This is a genomic window from Novosphingobium kalidii, assembly GCF_040534015.1.
GTDB classification, from domain to species: domain Bacteria; phylum Pseudomonadota; class Alphaproteobacteria; order Sphingomonadales; family Sphingomonadaceae; genus Novosphingobium; species Novosphingobium kalidii.
Map to the genome: position 1 here is coordinate 100566 of NZ_JBEWLY010000017.1, position 17212 is coordinate 117777.

General features: G+C 64.2%; 16 protein-coding genes and 1 pseudogene. 9 read left to right on the plus strand and 8 right to left on the minus strand.

Annotated elements, in window-relative coordinates:
- The 3 genes and pseudogenes from hisI to ABVV53_RS11320 all read right to left on the minus strand — a co-directional run.
- A complete protein-coding gene (hisI, locus tag ABVV53_RS11310) occupies window positions 1-378 on the minus strand; it encodes a phosphoribosyl-AMP cyclohydrolase (RefSeq protein WP_353984529.1) in 378 nt (125 codons plus the stop codon).
- Between the two features lie 331 nt (window positions 379-709).
- Window positions 710-1135: a ComF family protein gene (locus ABVV53_RS11315; RefSeq protein ID WP_353984559.1), complete on the minus strand. Its 426-nt coding sequence runs from the start codon at window positions 1133-1135 to the stop codon at window positions 710-712.
- Between the two features lie 126 nt (window positions 1136-1261).
- A pseudogene (locus ABVV53_RS11320) lies at window positions 1262-1453 on the minus strand (double zinc ribbon domain-containing protein); the annotation flags it as partial.
- 87 nt (window positions 1454-1540) lie between these two features.
- Here ABVV53_RS11320 and ABVV53_RS11325 point away from each other — a divergent pair.
- Window positions 1541-2299 carry a class I SAM-dependent methyltransferase gene (locus ABVV53_RS11325; RefSeq protein ID WP_353984530.1) on the plus strand — a complete coding sequence of 253 codons (759 nt, stop codon included), beginning with the start codon at window positions 1541-1543 and terminating at the stop codon, window positions 2297-2299.
- A gap of 43 nt (window positions 2300-2342) precedes the next feature.
- Here ABVV53_RS11325 and ppdK read toward each other — a convergent pair whose 3' ends face one another.
- The 3 genes from ppdK to ABVV53_RS11340 form a co-directional block, all read right to left on the minus strand.
- On the minus strand, window positions 2343-5006 hold the full coding sequence (gene ppdK, locus ABVV53_RS11330; protein WP_353984560.1) for a pyruvate, phosphate dikinase: 2664 nt from the start codon (window positions 5004-5006) through the stop codon (window positions 2343-2345).
- 129 nt (window positions 5007-5135) lie between these two features.
- Window positions 5136-7352: a glycine--tRNA ligase subunit beta gene (gene glyS, locus ABVV53_RS11335; RefSeq protein ID WP_353984531.1), complete on the minus strand. Its 2217-nt coding sequence runs from the start codon at window positions 7350-7352 to the stop codon at window positions 5136-5138.
- Window positions 7349-8275: a glycine--tRNA ligase subunit alpha gene (locus ABVV53_RS11340; RefSeq protein ID WP_353984532.1), complete on the minus strand. Its 927-nt coding sequence runs from the start codon at window positions 8273-8275 to the stop codon at window positions 7349-7351. Before ABVV53_RS11340 ends, glyS begins: the two co-directional genes overlap by 4 nt.
- Before the next feature lie 63 nt (window positions 8276-8338).
- Here ABVV53_RS11340 and ABVV53_RS11345 point away from each other — a divergent pair, with 63 nt between their 5' ends.
- The 5 genes from ABVV53_RS11345 (at window position 8339) to ABVV53_RS11365 (ending at window position 12149) form a co-directional block, all read left to right on the plus strand.
- The gene (locus ABVV53_RS11345; protein ID WP_353984561.1) at window positions 8339-9361 is read left to right on the plus strand and encodes a TraB/GumN family protein; all 1023 of its coding nucleotides are present in this window, start codon (window positions 8339-8341) and stop codon (window positions 9359-9361) included.
- Window positions 9358-10236: a TraB/GumN family protein gene (locus tag ABVV53_RS11350; RefSeq protein ID WP_353984533.1), complete on the plus strand. Its 879-nt coding sequence runs from the start codon at window positions 9358-9360 to the stop codon at window positions 10234-10236. The genes ABVV53_RS11345 and ABVV53_RS11350 overlap by 4 nt, the downstream gene beginning before the upstream one ends.
- A gap of 137 nt (window positions 10237-10373) precedes the next feature.
- The gene (locus ABVV53_RS11355; RefSeq protein WP_353984534.1) at window positions 10374-10994 is read left to right on the plus strand and encodes a 50S ribosomal protein L25/general stress protein Ctc; all 621 of its coding nucleotides are present in this window, start codon (window positions 10374-10376) and stop codon (window positions 10992-10994) included.
- Window positions 10995-11106: 112 nt separating this feature from the next.
- A complete protein-coding gene (pth, locus tag ABVV53_RS11360) occupies window positions 11107-11676 on the plus strand; it encodes an aminoacyl-tRNA hydrolase (RefSeq protein ID WP_353984535.1) in 570 nt (189 codons plus the stop codon).
- A gap of 167 nt (window positions 11677-11843) precedes the next feature.
- Window positions 11844-12149, plus strand: coding sequence for a PEP-CTERM sorting domain-containing protein (locus tag ABVV53_RS11365; protein WP_353984536.1), 306 nt, complete (start codon window positions 11844-11846; stop codon window positions 12147-12149).
- 49 nt (window positions 12150-12198) lie between these two features.
- Here ABVV53_RS11365 and ABVV53_RS11370 read toward each other — a convergent pair whose 3' ends face one another.
- Window positions 12199-13713 (minus strand): tetratricopeptide repeat protein, encoded by a 1515-nt coding sequence (locus ABVV53_RS11370; RefSeq protein WP_353984537.1) that lies wholly within the window; start codon window positions 13711-13713, stop codon window positions 12199-12201.
- A 120-nt stretch (window positions 13714-13833) separates the two neighbouring features.
- Between ABVV53_RS11370 and ychF the strand changes: the two genes are divergently transcribed.
- The 3 genes from ychF to ABVV53_RS11385 are packed head-to-tail and all read left to right on the plus strand — an operon-like array spanning window position 13834 to window position 16717.
- A complete protein-coding gene (ychF, locus tag ABVV53_RS11375) occupies window positions 13834-14934 on the plus strand; it encodes a redox-regulated ATPase YchF (protein ID WP_353984538.1) in 1101 nt (366 codons plus the stop codon).
- A 47-nt stretch (window positions 14935-14981) separates the two neighbouring features.
- A complete protein-coding gene (locus ABVV53_RS11380) occupies window positions 14982-15320 on the plus strand; it encodes a hypothetical protein (RefSeq protein WP_353984539.1) in 339 nt (112 codons plus the stop codon).
- Between the two features lie 56 nt (window positions 15321-15376).
- The gene (locus tag ABVV53_RS11385; RefSeq protein ID WP_353984540.1) at window positions 15377-16717 is read left to right on the plus strand and encodes a hypothetical protein; all 1341 of its coding nucleotides are present in this window, start codon (window positions 15377-15379) and stop codon (window positions 16715-16717) included.
- Here ABVV53_RS11385 and ABVV53_RS11390 read toward each other — a convergent pair.
- Window positions 16700-17206, minus strand: coding sequence for a hypothetical protein (locus ABVV53_RS11390; RefSeq protein WP_353984541.1), 507 nt, complete (start codon window positions 17204-17206; stop codon window positions 16700-16702). The two genes, ABVV53_RS11385 and ABVV53_RS11390, sit on opposite strands and share 18 nt — an antisense overlap.
- Between the last annotated feature and the right edge of the window lie 6 nt (window positions 17207-17212).

The following is a 17212-nucleotide window of genomic DNA, read 5'->3' on the forward strand; positions in this document are numbered from 1 at the left end:
TCAGTTCTGCACGGCCTCCAATCGATTGCCGACCAGCCGCCGATAGAAGCAGCTTCGCGCACCCGTGTGGCACGCTGGCCCCTCAGGTTTCACCAGCATGACCAGCGCGTCCTGATCACAGTCAACGAGGATCTCTTGAACGCGAAGGAAGTGCCCGGAGGTTTCGCCCTTCAGCCATAGACGTCCGCGTGATCGCGAGTGGAAGTGTGCAAGACCTGTCTCACGCGTGCGCGCCACGGCTTCGGCGTTCATGAAAGCGATCATGAGCACCTCCTTGCTCTCCGCGTCAATTGCGATCCCTGTCATCAATCCCTGCGCATCGTAGCGAGGCATGAACGTGCTCCCGGTCTCCAAGTCGGAGCATCCCCCGTTACTCATCTTTCACGATCCTGTTTAGTGCTGGTGCTATGTTGCACGATAACCACACGCATAGACCAAAATCAGCCTGCTTCTGCAAACTCCCTTTTCATTGAACGCGTTTCGGGAGAACACTCGTCTCGCAGCTGGGGGCTGCAATCACCGGACAGGTGCTGATGATCAAGCGCCAACGGTTCAGGGAAGAAGCCGACACCGCAGCAGTGCGGGACCGGTAGAGATGAGGGATCGGGCTAGGTGACGACCAGGGGCGTCGCCGTGCTGCTCTGCAGAGCCCATCGAGTTTCGTCACGAGAACGCCCGAGGTGCAAACCTCGGGCGTTTTTGTTAAGGCTCAAGTGGCATCCAAAGCCTCGTCCAGAACTCGAGCGAAACAAGCCACAACCACCTTCGCAGCGCCGGCTTTCCGCAGAACCGCTACACATGCGTCGCTTGTAGCCCCGCTTGTCATGACGTCGTCTACAAGCAGGACCTTGAGTCCTCGAACCTTCGCTGCTTGCGTGGGAGACATGCGGATGGCGCCTGACAGTTCGCGCTTGCGGGCCTTACGGCCCAGCCCCCCTAAGCTGGCGGTTGCCTTGTGCCGCGACAGCGCATCGACCGCCAGCATCCCTCCCGCCAGTCGCGTGACTTCTCGCGCGAGCACCGCGGCCTGATTGTAACCTCGCCGCCACAAGCGCCAGCGATGCAGTGGCACGGGAACGACGACCCAATCCTGCGCGTCCGCCGCGTGGAACCTCGCTATGATGAGCCGCGCCATCAAGGGCGCAAGCCCAAGGCGATTGCCGTGCTTGAGGGCTAGAACCAATTGCCGCGAGGCATCATTGTAGAGGGTAGCCGCGACAATGCCGTCATGAGCGGGCGGATTTGCGAAGCAAGGTGCGCACGTCGACCCGGCTGAGACGCCTTCTGCGAAGGGCCGCCCGCAGCTCCCGCAGCAAGGATCGCCCGGGATCGCCAGTTCGCTCCAGCAAGCAGCGCAGAGGCCAGCTTGAGAACTCACCGCCTCCCGGCACAAGGGGCATCGCGGCGGGAACACGAAATCCACCAGTGGCCCAAGTGAAGCAGAGAGGGACATAAATGCGTGCTAGCCTACTCTGGCCCGCAGGCAAAACGCGGCTTCAGAGCGGTTGCGCTCTCATGCAAGCTTGGGCAGGACACAGGCATGGCACGCGAGACCCCTCCCCGTATTTTTTCCCCAACACGGCGAAAAGCTGTCCGCCGCCGCATGCTCGAGCTGCAGCAGGCACCTGACGCGCCCCGCTATCTGCTGGATGACATGGTAGAGGACATGCTGGAGCGGCTCGCCTTCCTCAGGCACCAGCCGCAGAAAGCCTTGCTCATCGGAGATGTGGGTGGAGCGTTGAAGAAGACGCTTGAAGCGCAAGGCGTTGAGGTCACCGCCGCAGAGCCGGGCGCTGGCTTCGAAGAGGAGGCCCCCTACCCGTTCTCCGGCTTCGATCTCGTCGCAAGTCTGGGCACGCTGGACACGGTCAACGACCTGCCGGGCGCGTTGATCCACTTGCGTACTGCGTTGTGTGCCGGTGGTCTGCTCATCGCCAGCTTTCCCGCTGCCGGCAGCTTGCCAGTTCTGCGAACGGTAATGCTTGCCGCCGACGAAGATCGCCCCGCAGCCCGTATCCATCCGCTGGTGGATGTGCGCGCGGGAGCGCAACTTCTTCAGCGAGCAGGGTTCGCGGACCCGGTTGCCGATGGCCGGCACCTTGAAGTCGCATTCCGCTCTCTGCCCCGCGAGATCGGAGACTTGCGGGCTCAAGGACACAGCAACGTCCTTGCAGACCCCGGACCGTCGCTTGGCAAGGCTGCGCTCATGAGAGCCGCCGCGGCTTTCGAAGCCGCGGCTGTGGAAGGTCGCACTATCGAGCGTTTCGAAATTCTGACGCTCTCCGGGTGGCGGCGCTGACGCCCCCCCCCCCCGGGCATGAGAGTTACACGTGTAAGGGCTTTCAGGCGAGTGCGGCTTGCGCTGCTGCCAGCCTTGCGATTGGCACGCGATAGGGGGAGGCGCTGACGTAATCGAGGCCGACCTTCTCGCAAAATGCAATCGATGCAGGATCGCCCCCGTGCTCGCCACAGATGCCGAGCTTTAGGTCAGCGCGCGTTGCACGGCCCCGCTCCGCCCCAAGTTCGACGAGCTGGCCGACACCTTCGATGTCGAGGCTCACGAAGGGGTCGCGTGCGTAGATCCCCTTCTCAACGTAAGGGCTGAGGAATCTTGCCGCATCGTCGCGCGAGACGCCGAGAGTGGTCTGCGTAAGATCGTTGGTGCCAAAGGAGAAGAACTTGGCCTCTTCCGCGATCTCACCCGCCATCAAGGCGGCGCGGGGGAGCTCGATCATGGTGCCAACCATATACTCGACCGTGCGGCCCTTCTCGGCGAACACCTTGGCGGCAGTCTCGTCAACGAGCTTCCTCAGAATCGCCAACTCACGCTTGGTCGCGACGAGCGGGATCATGACCTCGGGGACAGGAGCCTCGCCGAAGCGCTCAGCGACGTCGCAGGCAGCCTCGAAGATGGCCCGCGCCTGCATTTCGTAGATCTCGGGGAACGTGATGCCGAGGCGGCAGCCACGATGGCCGAGCATCGGGTTCATCTCGTGCAACTCGTCTGCACGGCGCTTGAGCGTATCGGTGCCGATGCCGATCGTCTCAGAAAGTTCGGTGAACTCCGCGTCGCTGTGGGGCAGGAACTCGTGTAGCGGCGGATCGAGCAGGCGGATGGTGACCGGGAGACCTGCCATCATATGGAATATCTGATGGAAATCGTCGCGCTGCTCAGGAAGCAGTTTCTCCAGCGCTGCCCGGCGGCCCGCCTCGTCCTCAGCAAGGATCATCTGGCGCACGGCGGAGATGCGAGTGGCATCGAAGAACATGTGCTCGGTGCGGCACAGGCCGATGCCTTCGGCTCCGAACTGGCGCGCCATCTTGCAGTCGGCGGGTGTTTCGGCATTGGCGCGCACTTTCATGCGGCGATGCTTGTCGGCCCAGACCATCAGCTCGGCAAAGTCGCCGGCAAGCTCGGGCTCGACCGTCGGCACCTTGCCGGCCATGATATCGCCGGTTGAGCCATCGAGCGTGATGATCTCACCTTCCTTGAGGTCGCGATTGCCGATCTTGAGCGTGCGGCTCTTCATGTCGATCGACACGCCTGAGGCGCCTGACACGCAGCAGCGGCCCATTCCGCGCGCCACGACTGCGGCGTGGCTGGTCATACCGCCGCGCGCGGTGAGGATGCCCTTGGCGGCGTGCATGCCGTGGATGTCTTCAGGCGAGGTCTCGACACGCACGAGGATCACCGCTTCGCCCATCTCGGCGCGCTTCTCCGCCGTATCTGCGTCGAGCACGATAGCGCCTGAGGCTGCACCCGGCGACGCTGGCAGGCCTTTGCCCAGTACATCACGCTTGGCGTTGGGATCGAGCGTAGGGTGCAGAAGCTGGTCGAGAGCCATCGGGTCGACTCGCAGGATCGCGGTCTTCTCGTCGATCAGGCCCTCGGCCACCATATCGACGGCCATCTTCAGAGCGGCCTTGGCCGTGCGCTTGCCCGAGCGGGTCTGGAGCATCCAGAGCTTGCTGCGCTCGACGGTGAACTCGATGTCCTGCATGTCCTTGTAGTGATTCTCGAGCAGCTCGAACACGTGAGCCAGCTCGCCATAGGCCTCGGGCATGGCCTCTTCCATCGAGAGCGGCTTGGCGCCCGCACGCTCGCGCGCGGCCTTGGTCAGGTATTGCGGAGTGCGGATGCCGGCGACGACGTCCTCACCCTGGGCGTTGACCAGCCACTCGCCATAGTAGGCCTTCTCGCCCGTCGCGGGATCGCGGGTGAAAGCGACGCCGGTGGCCGAGGTATCGCCCATGTTGCCGAAGACCATGGCCTGCACGTTGACGGCCGTACCCCAGTCGCCGGGAATGTCGTTCAGGCGGCGGTAGACCTTGGCGCGATCGGAATCCCAGCTGTCGAAGACAGCCTGGATCGCACCCCAAAGCTGATGAAGTACATCTTGGGGGAATGGCTCTCCAAGCTCGGCCTGAACAATATCTTTGTATTGTTTCACAAGGCCTTGCCATTCCGACGCCGTCAATTCGGTGTCGTTGACGTAGCCGTTGTCTTCCTTGACGATCTCGAGCGCTTCCTCGAACAGGTGGTGCTCCACGCCGAGCACGACGTCCGAGTACATCTGGATGAAGCGGCGATAGCTGTCCCAAGCGAAACGCTCGTCACCGGACGCCGCCACGAGCCCCTGCACCGTCTCATCGTTGAGGCCGAGGTTGAGCACGGTGTCCATCATGCCGGGCATCGATACGCGCGCGCCTGAACGCACCGAGACCAGCAGCGGGTCCGCAGCATCGCCGAAGGTCTTGCCAACCGTCTTCTCAATATGCGTGAGCGCCTCGGCCACATCGGCGCGCAACTGGTCGGAGAATTCCGCTCCGTCCGCCAGGTACTTCACGCATTCTTCGGTGGTGATGGTGAAGCCGGGAGGCACGGGAAGACCGATGCCGGCCATCTCGGCCAAGTTCGCGCCCTTGCCGCCGCAAATGATCTTATCGCGCGAACGCGGGTCGTCGTGCGTCACGCCGCCGCCGAAGGTGTAGACCTGCTTGACCATGGTTTCGGTGCTCATTGCTTGTGTCTTCCTTCTGGTCACTTGCGGCGAACGCGAGCGCGAGACAAGCTCTCAGTAATTGCAGCTAGTCTGGTATCCCACTTCAATCGCCAGCACGGAGTTCACGAGTAATCAACCCTCAATGCGAGAGAAGTCCGCAACGTTGTGCACTGCAGCACGGAATTGATCAAGCAGTGCCAGACGTGCGTGCCTCTTTGCAGGATCGGCGTCGTTGACCGTCACCGCGTCAAAGAACGCGTCGATCGGCGCGCGCAGCGAAGCGAGCGCGGCCATGGCGCCTGCGAAGTCCTCCGCTGTGACAGCCTGCTCGGCTCGAGGCGCGGCCGAGGCGAGCGCATCGATGAGCGCCCGCTCGGCAGGTTCGGGCGTGTAATTGCGTTCGACTTGGTGGCGCTCAGCCATCTTTGCGGCAATGACCGGTGCAAGATCGGGATCGTCGACGAGCGCGAGCGGATCTTCTTCCCCGGTGCGGGCGATCTCGCCTTCGAGACCGTGCCAGTCCTCCTTCTTGAGGATATTGGCGGCGCGCTTGTAACCGGCGAGCAGGTTGGCGCCGTCGTCGGTGCCGATGAACGCCTGAAGCGCGTGAACGCGCGCGAGATTGCCGACGATCTCGTCCTTACGCACGTCCAGCTTGAACACTGCGTCAATAATATCGTGCCGGACACCGGCCTCCCGCTGCTGGACTTTTAGTCGATCCACGAAGAACTCTGGGACTGCGAGGTAGAGCTCTGCGCTGCAATGCTCGCTTACCCACGCGTGGTTCGCCTCAGCTCCGACCGATCGCTCGCGTTGTTCAGCAATCAGCCTCGCCGCCCGGGCGGTGGCATAGTCGAGTTCCAGCCGCAGGCCGTTCTTCAAGATGATTTCTATGATGCCGAGCGCTGCCCTGCGCAGCGCGAAGGGGTCGCGTGACCCCGTGGGCCTCTCCTTGATGACGAAGAAGCTCACAAGCGTATCCAGCTTGTCCGCCAGCGAAACCGCAACGGTCACCGGCGCAGTGGGCACCTCGTCGCCCTGCCCCACCGGCTTGTAGTGATCGCGGATCGCGTCCGCGACAACATCCGGCAGGCCCTCGGCCCGCGCGTAGTAGCCACCCATGAGGCCCTGAAGCTCCGGGAACTCGCCGACCATCTCGGTAACGAGGTCCGCCTTGCACAGCTCGGCCGCCCGCCGCGCCAGAGCCGGATCGCAGTTCGGCACAAAGCCTTCGCTCGCGAGCCAATCGGACAGCCTGGCGACCCGCTCGACCTTGTCGGCGACGGTGCCCAGCTTCTCGTGGAAGGTGATCCGCTCCAGCTTCTTCGCTTGCTCGCCAAGCGTGGTCTTGCGGTCGGTGTCCCAGAAGAACCGCGCGTCGGACAAGCGCGCGGCCAGGACCTTGCGGTTGCCAGCGACGATCGCCTCGCCGCCGTCGTTTGCTTCGATATTGGCGGTGCAGACGAAGGCATTGGCAAGCTTGCCGTCAGCCTCGCACACGAAGTACTTCTGGTTCACGCGGGCGGTTAGCTGGATAACCTCAGGCGGAACCTCAAGAAATGCTTCGTCGAAGCGGCCGAGCAGCGGCACCGGCCATTCGGTGAGGCCGGCGTTCTCGACCACCAGCCCTTCATCCTCGACCAGCTTGAGGCCGCCAAGCGTCGCCACTTCGGCGGCACCGATACGGACGATGTCCTGGCGTTCCTCGTGACTGACGATGACGTGGCAAGCGCGCAGCTTGTCGGCATAATCATGCGCGCCGCCGATGGTGATCTCGCCGGGGTGGTGGAAGCGATGGCCCAGCGTCGCAAAGCCGCTCTGGATGCCACCGGCCTCGCAAGGCACGAGTTCCTCACCGAAGATGGCGACAATGCCGGAAAGCGGGCGCACCCAGCGCGTGCTTTCGGTGCTGATCGAGCCGGCGCCCCAACGCATTGATTTGGGCCAGGGGAAGGCGCGCACGATAGTGGGGATGGCTTCGGCCAGAACGTCCGCGACCTGGCGACCGGGCTTCTCGCCCACGGCAAAGTACGTGTCCTTGCCCTTGAGATCGCGGACTTCCAGCTGATCCTGCGTCAGGCCGGTCTTGCGCAGGAAACCCTCCAGCGCCTGTGCCGGTGCGCCGAGCGCCGGGCCCTTGGTCTCCTCGCGCACGGGCTGCGTCGCTTCGGGCAAGTCGCGAGCGATCAGCGCGAGACGGCGCGGCGTCGACCAAACCGTGATCGCGCCAGGCACAATCCCGGCGGCGGACAGCTCCTTGCGGAACAGCTTTTCCAGATCGGCGCGCGCACCGGCCTGCATGCGGGCGGGAATTTCCTCGGAGCGGAGTTCGAGCAGGAAGTCAGTCATGCGCTCCACCCCTCGTACTCGGCAGCCCAGCGTTCCTGGTTCTTGGCGATCCACGCCTCGCAACTACCTTTCGCCAGATCGCGCACGCGACCCATGTAGCTGGCGCGCTCCTGCACCGAGATCACGCCACGGGCCTGGAGCAAGTTGAACAAGTGGCTGGCTTCGATCGCCTGGTCATAGGCGGCAAGCGGAACGCCAGCCTCGATGCAGCGCCACGCCTCGGCCTCGGCGTGGCGGAAGCCGGCGAAGAGCTGCTCGGTGTCCGCGACTTCGAAATTGTACTTCGACATCTCCTGCTCGTTGGCGAGGAACACGTCACCGTAGGAGACGCCTTCGTTGTTGAACCGCAAGTCGTACACGCGATCGACGCCCTGGATATACATAGCCAGACGTTCGAGACCGTAGGTCAGCTCTCCGGCAACCGGCTTGCAGTCGTACCCGCCGACTTGCTGGAAGTAGGTGAACTGCGTTACCTCCATGCCGTCGCACCAGACTTCCCAGCCAAGCCCCCAGGCGCCGAGCGTCGGGCTCTCCCAGTCGTCCTCGACGAAGCGGATGTCGTGCGCCAGCGGGTCCACGCCGATCGCGGCGAGGCTGGCGAGGTAGAGTTCCTGCAGATTGGCCGGGTTCGGCTTCAGGATCACCTGATACTGGTAATAGTGCTGCAGCCGGTTCGGGTTCTCGCCATAGCGGCCGTCAGTCGGGCGGCGCGAGGGCTGAACGTACGCGGCTTTCCAGGGCTCGGGACCGAGCGCGCGCAGCGTCGTCGCGGGATGGAAGGTGCCCGCACCCATGCGCATGTCGTAAGGCTGCAGGATCGCGCAACCCTGCGCGTTCCAGAAGGAATGGAGCGTGAGGATCATGTCCTGAAAACTGAGCGGCGCGCTCTGGGGTTCAGGCTGGGTCTGGAGAGCGTTCAACATGGCTCGGCGCTTTGGCGGATGGCCGGGAACGGGTCAACAAGGCAGTCGTGAGATGTGGCCGAGATGGAAGCGGAAAACGAGGGCACGAACGACGGCACGCAATCGCTCGTCGACGGCTGCGGCGCAGGTCCTATAAGGCTCGATATGACCCACCTTCATCGCCGCATTCCCGCTCTGTTTGCGCCCCTCCTGCTTCTGCTTCCGTCATGCGCAGCGCCGGCGCAGGAAGCTGTCGCTCTCGCGGCAACGAGCGCCCTCGCTCCGATAGCGGCGCCGGCTTCGACCCACGCCACGCCCGCGCTTTGGAAAGTGGCGGACAAGGACACCACGATCTGGCTGTTTGGCACGATCCACATACTGCCACCCGGCATTGAATGGTACGCCGGTCCGATCACCCAGGCTTTCGAAGCGTCGGATACGCTGGTGACCGAGATCGTGGATGCGAACGAGCCACAGGCAGCCGCCGCAATCGCCCGCATTGCGCTTTCCGATCCTCCAAGCAACTTGCGCGATCAGTTGACCCCGGACGTGCGACGCGCGTTCGAAGATGCGCTCGCCACTATGGGACTGCCGAAGGCGGCGCTGGATGCCAACGATCCTTGGTATGCGGCTGTCGCGCTTTCGACCCTGCCACTGATGAAGGACGGCTACGGTACGATGAACGGCGTCGAGGCGCAGCTTCTCAGCCGTGCCAAGGCGCGCAGCATGCCGCATGTCGGCCTCGAAACGCCGGAGATGCAGGTCCAGCTGTTCGACTCGCTACCGCACGAAACGCAGGTGGCATATCTTGCCGAAGTGCTCAAAAGCTTCCCGAACCTTCGTGAGGAAGTGCGCGAGATGATCGACACCTGGAAAGCCGGCAAAGCCGACGAACTGGCGCGGTTGATGAATGAGGAAGAGAGCGACCCTCTCCTGATGAAGGTCCTGCTGGTAGACCGCAACAAGGCTTGGGCTGGCTGGTTGCAGGAGCGACTGAAGCAGCCCGGAACCGTGTTTGTCGCAGTGGGCGCCGGGCATCTTGCCGGCAACGACAGCGTCCAGGCACAACTCGCGGGACGGCAGATCAAGGTGAAGCGCGTACAATGATTTTGACAACGCATATGCGACGCTTCGCGCTGATCCTGCTGGCAACTCTGGCGCTCACGGGGTGCAAGCGCGAGCCGCTCGAAGCGAATCCGGCGATCTGGCACGTGGCGGGCTCGCGAGGCGAGGAGGCCTGGCTTTTCGGGACGATCCACGCAGCACCTCGCCCCCTGGACTGGCGTACCGAGACGGTCGACACCGCCCTCGCCCAGGCCGATACTGTCATGGTCGAACTTGCGAACGTGGGAGACGACGCTGCCATTGCGGAGGTATTCTCCTCCCTATCGCGGACCTCGGGGCTGCCTCCGGTGACGCAGCGAGTCCCGCCTGAACTGCACTCGGCGCTGCGCGGAATGCTGAAGGAGCGCAAGTTCAAGGAGAGCGATCTGCGCGACGTCGAGACCTGGGCAATCGCGCTGATGCTCGCGCGTCCGGCGCAGGGCAGCGACGGCCGCAACGGCATCGACCGCGCGGTGATCGCCGCGGCCAAGAAGAAGCCCATCGTCGAGCTGGAGGGAGCAACCAGTCAGCTCTCGATCTTTGACTCCCTGCCAGAGGCCGAACAGCGCCAATTGCTGGCAGCCGTCCTCGCCGACGCCGAAGTTGTCAGCGGTGAGGATGAGCACCTCGTCGAGTCCTGGCGGCTGGGCGATGCGGCGCGGATCGAAGCCGAGACGCGCACCGGGCTGCTTGCCGACCCGGAACTGCGCGCAGCCTTGTTCACGGAGCGAAACCTGCGCTGGGCCTCTAGGATCGTGGCCCAGATGAACAGCGGCGAGCGACCTTTCGTCGCTGTCGGCGCGGCCCACATGGTCGGGCCGGACGGCCTGATCGCTCTCCTGCAGAGGGCCGGCTATTCCGTTACCCGCCTGCCGTAAGCCTTGCTTTCGCGCGCAATGACCGCTAAGGGCGCGCGCTTCCCAGCCATGGTCATCCCTGGAGGCGTGGCGGGAGAGGACGCGCCGATAAGCGACGCCATCCTTCTTATCCAAACGATTTCGAAAGGCACGTAATCATGAGCGATACGCTGAACCTGCCGGCCGAGACGCGCGAACGGGCTGGCAAGGGAGCCTCCCGTGCACTGCGTCGTGACGGCCGCGTCCCCGCTGTCATTTATGGCAACAAGGAAGAACCGCTGTCGATCCACGTCGAGGCGAAGGAACTGGTCCGCTTGCTCGGCACCGGCCACTTCATGAACTCGATCGTCGAGCTCGAAGTTGGTGGCAAGACGCTGCGTACGCTCCCCAAGGACGTTGCCTTCCATCCGGTGAGCGATCGTCCGCTCCACGTAGACTTCCTGCGCCTCTCCGCCAACTCGACCGTGCACGTCAACGTGCCGGTGGTCTTCACCAACGAAGACGCGTCGCCGGGCCTGAAGCGCGGCGGTGTGCTCAACGTGGTGCGCCACGAGCTGGAGCTGGTTTGCGATGCCAACCGGATCCCCGACGAGATCCAGGTCGACGTGACCGGCAGCGACGTTGGCGATTCGATCCACATCAGCAGCGTGAAGCTGCCGGAGGGCTCGTCCAGCGCGATCACCGATAGGGACTTCACCATCGCCACCATCGTCGCTCCCTCGGCGTTGAAGCGTGCTGACGGCGAAGAAGCGGCTGCCGAAGGCGAGACCGCAGAATAATCCGTGCCGAGCCTCTCCCGAGCACGGGAGGGGCTCGGACCGACTGGGTTGACGAGGCGCACCTTCCCGCCCGTTCCCTGGCCTCCTCGCCCGCACGAGCGGAGTTCCAACCATGCAGTTGTGGGTCGGTCTCGGCAATCCGGGCGCGCAGTATTCCCTACATCGGCACAACGTCGGCTTCATGGCTGTGGACACGCTCGCGGAGGTTCACGGCTTCGGACCAGTCCAGAAGAAGTTCCAGGGCTGGCTGCAGGAAGGCCGGATCGGCAGCGACAAGATCCTGCTGCTCAAGCCCGCCACCTTCATGAACGAAAGCGGCCGCGCAGTGGGCGAGGCGATGCGCTTCTACAAGCTGGGCCTTGAGGCGCTTACCGTCTTTCATGACGAGCTCGATCTCGCACCTTTCAAGGTCAAGGTGAAGCGCGGCGGCGGCACGGCGGGGCATAACGGCTTGCGGTCGATTGACCAGCATCTGGGCGCTGACTTCCGGCGTATCCGGCTCGGCATCGGTCACCCCGGCCACAAGGATCGCGTCACCGGACACGTGCTCGGCAACTATGCCAAGGCCGAAATGGATGACTTGGCCGAGATGCTCGGCGCGCTCGCTGCCGAGGCCGAGTGGCTAACCAAGGGCGATGACACCCGCTTCATGAACGACGTGGCGCTGCGCCAGCAGCCCTGAGCTACTGCCGTGAGTTGTTCCTGAGGCCGCAGCGATGTCGGACTGCTTGACACCCTCGGCCGGCCAACACCTGCGTTAACCACCGCGACAGGCACATTCCCAAGTTTGGCACGCCCCTTGCGATAATGGCGGTAAACCAATCGTCCGCACCAAACAGGGGAATATCGATGATCCGCAAAGCTCTCTTGACCACTTCGCTCGCTGCTGGCCTTGCCATGACGGTCACCGCGCCGGCCCACGCCACCTGGGGGCACCACAAGCCCGGTTGCAAGTGGGGCAAGAATTGCGGTGGCACGTCCGGTGGTAACACCTCGGGCGGCAACACCTCGGGTGGTAACACCTCCGGCGGCAACACGTCGGGCGGGAACACGTCGGGCGGCACGAAGGTGCCTGAGCCTGGCATGCTCGGCCTGATGGGCGTCGGCCTGGTCGGTCTGGCCGTCGCGCGCCGCAAGAGTGCTCGCAAGGACTAACCTTCCATCGGCAGCACTTGCGGCAAGATGTAAGCGCCCGCCCCTGCACTTACGCAGCGGGCGGGCGCATCTTTTCCAGATCCTCCCTGATCCCCTCGTTGCGAGGGTCGGCGTCGGCGGCCCGCCGCAGCAACGCCTGCGCCTTTTGTACATCTCCCGCCTCAAACCGCGCCATCCCGGCGGTGTGCAGGCACTCCGGCGCATCGGGTCTGCGGACCAGAGCTTGATCGGCATAAGTGATGGCCTCGTGGTGTCGCCCCAGCCGGCTCGACGCCAGCGCAAGGCGCATCAACACTTCCGGATCGTCGCTGCCAGCGGGGATGAGTAGAAGCGCCGCGCGCGCCGCGCCCCAGTCCTGACGGTCGAGCGCCGCTTGCGCCTTGTCCACGATCGCCATCCGCTGCTTCAGTCGGACTGGCCTCAGGCGCGCGCGCAGTGCCTTTTCATCAGGGTGACCGACGGCGCGAGCAGCGGCCACCGCAGCTTCTATCAATTCTGCTGGAGCAAGAGCGCTGTCTGCCAATGGCGAGAGTGTTGCCCAAGCGTCCTCGGCATCTCCTGTCGCCAGTTGTGCCCGGCCCAGCATGAAACGCGTGTAGGGATCACGTGGTCGCAGCAGGCGTGCACGGGTGAAGAGGGTTCGTGCCTGCTCCGGCTGACCGAGGTGGAGCAGCGCCTCTCCATAAGTCAGTGCAAGCGCGGACGTCGGGTCGAGGCCGCTCGCCTGCCCCTGAAGAGCTGCGCGCACTGCGCCCCACTCTCTCCGCGTGGCATGCAGAGCCACTTGCGCTTCGAAGATCTCGGCCGAGCCGCCCGTAAGCGCTTGAGCTTTCTCGAGCAGCTCCATGGCCTCGTGGCTGCTGCTCTCCGGAAGCTCTCGCGCCAATGCCAGCAAAGGCTCGTGCCGCTGCGGGTATAGCTGCGCGGCGCGGCGGTACGCGGCAACGGCGCTTTTCGATTGACCACGGGCCACTGCAAGGTCGCCTTGCAGCATCAGCGCCTCGAAGGCTTCAGGCGCAAAGCTTTCCAAGGTGCGATGCACCCTCGCAGCAACTTCAACCGCGCCACTCTCCAGCAAATAGCGGGCGTAAGCGGCGGCAAGCTGCACGTCCGGGCCGGCTGCCATGCCACGCCCGTAGGCGTCCTGCGCGTCAGAGGCTTTACCCAGCGCGACGAAAGCCGCCGCGCGAATTCGCCACGCTGTTGGGGATTCGTCCTCCGGGTTCAGCCCTGCGAGGGCGTCCTGGGCGCGACCCTGCAGAAGGCGCAGGTCGCCGGTGAGGCGCGCATGCTCGTCAGGCGCGATGCGGCCAATCAAGCGGGAAAGCGTCTGCTCGGCGCCCTCGGCATCACCGAGGCGCAGTTGCGATTGAGCCAGCAACGTCAGCATTTCGACGTCATTCGGCTCCTTCCGCAGCGCGGCGACGACGGCAACGCGTGCAGCCCCGTAGTCTGAACGCTCGTAGGCGGCACGTGCGTTCGCCAAGGTCTCGGCGGGTGTATCACCGCAAGCTGCCAGCGACAGCACAAGCGCCAGCATGGGTATTGCGCGCGAGGTTCTCATCAGACTTTGCGTAGACAACCAGCTCTGAAATTTCGGTGAAGCCCGAAGCGGCCTCACGCGAACTGGCCAAGCGCCGCTGCTCCCGCTATGGGCCCGCGATTGCATTTTCCGGAGAGTGACATGGGTTTTCGTTGCGGGATCGTCGGGCTGCCGAATGTCGGCAAATCGACCCTGTTCAATGCGCTGACTGAAACGCAGGCGGCGCAGGCGGCGAACTATCCGTTCTGCACGATCGAACCCAACGTCGGCCAGGTGGGGGTGCCCGACCCGCGGCTGGAGAAGCTGGCCACCATCGCCAAGTCGGCGAAGACCATCCCGACGCAACTCTCCTTCGTCGATATCGCAGGCCTCGTGCGCGGCGCTTCGAAGGGCGAAGGTCTGGGCAACCAGTTCCTGGGCAACATCCGCGAAGTGGATGCCGTGATCCACGTGCTGCGCTGCTTCGAGAACGACGACATCCAGCACGTCGACAATCGCGTCGATCCGATCGCCGATGCAGAGACCGTCGAAACCGAGCTGTTGCTCTCCGACCTCGAAAGCCTGGAGAAGCGTGTCCCAGCCGCGCAGAAGAAGGCCGCGCAGGGCGACAAGGAAATGAAGATCACCGCCAGCGTGCTGGGTCAGGCGCTCGACCTCTTGCGCGACGGCAAGCCGGCGCGCCTGACCGAGCCCAAGGACGAAGAGGAAGAGCGCGTCTTCCGCCAGGCGCAGCTCCTCACCGCCAAGCCCGTGCTCTACGTTTGCAACGTCGAGGAAGAGGCCGCTGCGGAGGGTAACGCCTTCTCCGCCCGGGTCTTTGAAAAGGCCGCCGCGGAAGGCGCCAGCGCTGTCATCGTCTCGGCAGCGATCGAGGCCGAACTGATTGGCATGGACCCCGAGGAGCGACTCGCATTCCTGGAGGAAATGGGGCTGCACGAAACCGGACTGGCGCGGATCATCCGGGCTGGCTACGAATTGCTCGACCTGCTCACCTTCTTCACTGTCGGCCCTAAGGAAGCGCGCGCCTGGACCGTTCACAAGGGCGCCAAGGCTCCTGAGGCTGCGGGCGAAATCCACTCCGACATGCAGCGCGGCTTCATTCGTGCCGAGACCATCGCTTTCGATGACTTCGTGGCTCTCGGCGGCGAGGCTGCGGCGCGTGACGCCGGAAAGCTGCGGCAGGAAGGCAAGGAGTACGTCGTCCATGACGGCGACGTCATGCACTTCAAGTTCAATGTCTGAGCATTCGAGCATGGTGCTCACTCCGACGATTGCGCTATAGAGGCACCATGTTTCGCCGCCTCCTTGCCATGCTCTTGCTGCTTGCGCTCTCCGCGCCGGCTCTCGCGATGAGCGGGCATTGCGCGGCGCCGCCTGCGGACTCGGCGGCAGCATACGCGGCCTCGCACGAAGCCGCCGTTCCCAAGAACGCTGATCACGAGCACACCGGCCACTCCGCGCCCGTACATGCGGAGGGCCGGGATTGCATCGGCTGCGTCTTGCCTGATCTGGGCCGCCTCGCCGCTCCCGAGGCGGAACTGCGCACTATCTTGATCGGCGCACCCCGCCCGTTGTTCGCGCTCAACGATAGCCGAGCGCGTCCGGAGACACCCCCTCCTCGGGCCTGAAGACCCGGTGATCGTCGCCAGACGGTTCTTCCCGACCAATTCTTCAGGACACACCCATGATCAGAACGACCCTTTCGGCCGCGCTGGCGAGCGCGGCTCTTCTGCCGATGTCCGCGCAAGCGCAGATGCACGACCACTCCATGATGAATCACCCTTCGCCGGCCCCCACTCCCGAGCGTGAAGCGGCAGCACTACCTACCTCCAACCACCACGCGATGCCCGGCATGGACCACGGCTCGCACACGACAGCCATGCCGGAGAGCGGCGCGGCTTACGCGCCGGGCTCAGGCACGGCACGGCTACCCGGCTTCGACGCAGGCATCCACGGTCTCCACATCACGACGGGTGACTGGATGCTCATGGCGCACGGGTATGTCTCCAGCCAGTTCACCGACCACTCAGGTCCTCGCGGCGACGACAAGTTCTACGTCACCTCGATGGCCATGCTCACGGCCGAGCGGGAGACCGCGTTCGGCCGCGTGCAGCTGCGGTCGATGGCGAGCCTCGAACCCGCCATGTCTGCGCGCGGCTACCCCAACCTCTTTGCCACGGGCGAGACGGCGAACGGTGAGCCGCTGGTCGACCGTCAGCACCCGCACGACTTGTTCATGGAACTGGCCGCTCGCGTCGACTTCGACATCGGAGCAGGCACGCGCGCCTTCCTCTACGGCGGCCCGGTGGGTGAGCCGGCGCTAGGTCCGACCGCGTTCATGATGCGCCGTTCGGCACGCCTCAACCCGGAGCCGCCGATCACGCATCACTGGTTCGATTCCACCCACATCACGTATGGCGTGGTGACGGCGGGGCTGGCGACCGATCAATGGCAAATCGAAGCCTCCGCGTTTCGAGGCGCGGAGCCGGACGAAGAACGATGGAATATTGAGACACCGAAGCTCGATTCGTGGTCGGTGCGGGCGACCTGGACTCCGCAGCCCACCTTGGCCGTCCAGGCCAGCTATGCGCAGATCCAGGAGCCCGAAGCCACCCACCCGGGCGAGGACGAGCATCGCTTCACCGCGTCAGCACATTACGCCAGTCCGAACGGGCTTTCCGCCATGGCGGCCGTCAGTTCGAAAAACCGCATTCCGGGCAATACGCTGACGGCGTGGCTGGCGGAGGCGAACTGGGATCTAGACAGGGCGAACACCCTCTTCGGGCGGGTGGAGAACGTCGCCAATGACGAGCTTTTCCCCGATCACCACGATCCGCTGCACGATCGCAGCTTCCGGGTAACCAAGCTTCAGGCGGGCTACGCACGGCGCTTCGCGCTCAAGCCTTTCGAACTGGCGCTGGGCGGCTCCTTGGCGAGCTATATCAAGCCGGACGCCCTCGACACCGCTTACGGTGACAACCCCTGGGGCTACACGCTTTTCGCGCGACTAACCCTCGGCGGTTGATCCGGTACAATTGACTTGGCCGAGCCCATCGAACGCCACGCGCTCATTCGCGTCATGGATCACGAGACGGCTCGGCCATCCATTCCTGCTCGCGCTCGCTGCTGAGCCTGCGTCACCCGCCTGTGCCACCAGTTCGACCCAGTTTTCGGTGCCGATGTAAGTGGCATGAGCACCGGATGGGAGTTCGGAACTTCCCTCCTTCGGTGCGAGCGGCTGCAATCTTCCTTCGATCTTCAGATAACCTCTGTCCTTCTGGGCAATGAAGACGGGAGGCCCATCGACCGCATTGCCGGGGCGGAAGACGCATCCCTCCCGCGCAAGGTCGTACCGATCGATATCGTCGCTGGTAAACGCCTCTGGCCGGATCGGTCGGAACGGGGGCTGGCTCAGCCGCTCCACCGCCGCAACATCACGCGCGTCGTCCGCCGGATCGCGCCGCGCCTCTGGCTCATTTCCACATCCGCTCAGGAGCCCGACTCCAAGTAGCATCACCGT